Origin of the sequence: Kineococcus indalonis (assembly GCF_009906395.1) — a bacterium.
GTDB classification, from domain to species: domain Bacteria; phylum Actinomycetota; class Actinomycetes; order Actinomycetales; family Kineococcaceae; genus Kineococcus; species Kineococcus indalonis.
This window is the reverse complement of record NZ_JAAALM010000649.1, coordinates 1-1,956: the sequence shown is the minus strand read 5'-3', so window position 1 is coordinate 1,956 and position 1,956 is coordinate 1. Positions and strand designations below refer to the sequence as shown.

Genomic DNA, 1,956 nt, shown 5'->3' with positions numbered 1-1,956 from the left:
GCGCCGGGAGCGCGCCGGCCACCGCCGCCGACGGCGCTGAGCGCTGAACCCCGCCGCACGCCCCGACGTCCGCGCCGCCCGCTGACGCGGGCGAACCCGAGAGGTCCGTCCTTGCCCCGACCGCCCGCCCCCCGCGCGAAGCCCGCGACCCGCACCGGCGCGGCGACCCGACCGCCCCGCGGGCGCGGCGGGGCCCGTGCGCACGACGCGCGGCCGGACCGCCGCCTGCGCGCGTTCGTCCTCACGGTCCTCGTCGTGCTCAGCCTGCTCGCCGGGCGGCTGGTGCAGCTGCAGGGCGCCGACGCCGCCGAGCTCGCCCGGGCCGCGCTGGACCAGCGCACCCACACCAGCACCCTGTACGCCCAGCGCGGCGACGTCCTCGACGCCGACGGGGTCGTGCTGGCCACCTCCGTCGAGCGGCGCGACGTGGTCGCCGACCCGAAGATCCTGGTCGGCTTCAACGAGGACGCGCAGGGCGAGCCGCGAGAGGCCGACCTGCCCACGGGCCCGGCCGGCGCCGCGCGCGTGCTCGCCCCGGTCCTCGGCGTGGACGAGGCCGCGCTGACCGCCACCCTCACCGGCTCCGGTCCGGAGGACCGGTACGCGCTCGTCGCCGTGGGCATCACCCCCGAGCTGTGGCAGCGGGTCTCCGACGCCGACGTGCCGGGCATCACCTCCGAGCGCACCACCCAGCGCATCTACCCCAGCGGCAGCGCGGCCTCCACCCTGGTGGGCGTCCTGGGTTCCAGCGAGACCGAGGACGGCAAGACCGTGGACAGGCCCCTGTCGGGGCTGGAGTACGCCGACAACGACCTGCTGGAGGGCGCCGACGGCCAGGTCCGCTACGAGCGCAGCCTGGGCGGGCAGGAGATCCCGCTGGGGGAGCGCGAGATCACCGAGCCCGTCGACGGCACCTCGCTGCACCTGACCATCGACTCCGACCTGCAGTGGAAGGCCAGCTCGGCCATCGCCGCGCAGGTGGAGGCCACCGGCGCGCGCTCCGGCACGGTCGTGGTGATGGACCGCCAGCAGCGGCTGCTGGCGCTGGCCAGCGCCCCCAGCATCGACCCGGCGAACCTCACGGACTTCTCCAACTCGGAGCTGAACAACACCGCGCTGACCGACTCCTTCGAGCCCGGTTCCACCGCGAAGGTCATCACCCTGGCCGCGGTGCTGGAGGAGGGGACCTCCACGGCCGCCAGCCGGTTCACGGTGCCCGACCAGCTGGAGCGCTCCGACAAGGTGTTCCACGACTCCCACTCGCACCCCGAGCAGGAGCTCACCCTGGCGGGGATCCTCGCCGAGTCCAGCAACACCGGCACCATCAAGGCCGGCGAGCAGCTGGAGCCCGCGCAGCTGTACGACTACCAGCGCCGGTTCGGGCTGGGGCAGGAGTCCGGCCTGGACTTCCCCGGCGAGACCGCCGGCATCATCGCGCCGCCGGAGGACTACTCCGGCACCCAGCGCTACACGGTGATGTTCGGCCAGGGCATGTCCGTCAACGCGGTGCAGGCCGCGTCGGTGTTCGCCACCGTCGCCAACGACGGCGTGCGCGTGCAGCCGCAGCTGGTCTCCGGCACCTCCGACCCGGACGGGAACTACCGCGCCGCCCCGGCCCCGGCGAGCACCCGCGTCGTCAGCTCGCAGACCGCGAAGACGTTGCGGGACATGATGCAGGCCGTCGTCGGCGAGGGCGGCACGGCGCAGGCCGCCGACATCCCCGGGTACCTCGTGGCGGGCAAGACGGGAACCGCGCAGCGCTACGACGCCGACTGCGGCTGCTACTCCGGCTACACCGCCTCGTTCATCGGCATGGCCCCCGCCGACGACCCGCAGCTCGTCGTCGCCGTCATCCTGCAGGACCCCAAGACGAACTACTACGGCGGTTCCGCCGCCGGCCCGGTGTTCAAGGACGTCATGACGTACGCGCTGCAGCAGCGCCGGGTGGCTCCCTCC

Annotated in this window: 1 protein-coding gene; it reads left to right on the top strand. The window is 74.4% G+C overall.

Features of this window, described 5'->3' with window-relative positions:
- Nucleotides 1-255: 255 nt before the first annotated feature.
- Nucleotides 256-1,956, top strand: a 1,701-nt coding sequence (locus tag GTR00_RS19910; RefSeq protein WP_166613281.1) for a peptidoglycan D,D-transpeptidase FtsI family protein, incomplete at its 3' end; no start/stop codon positions are given.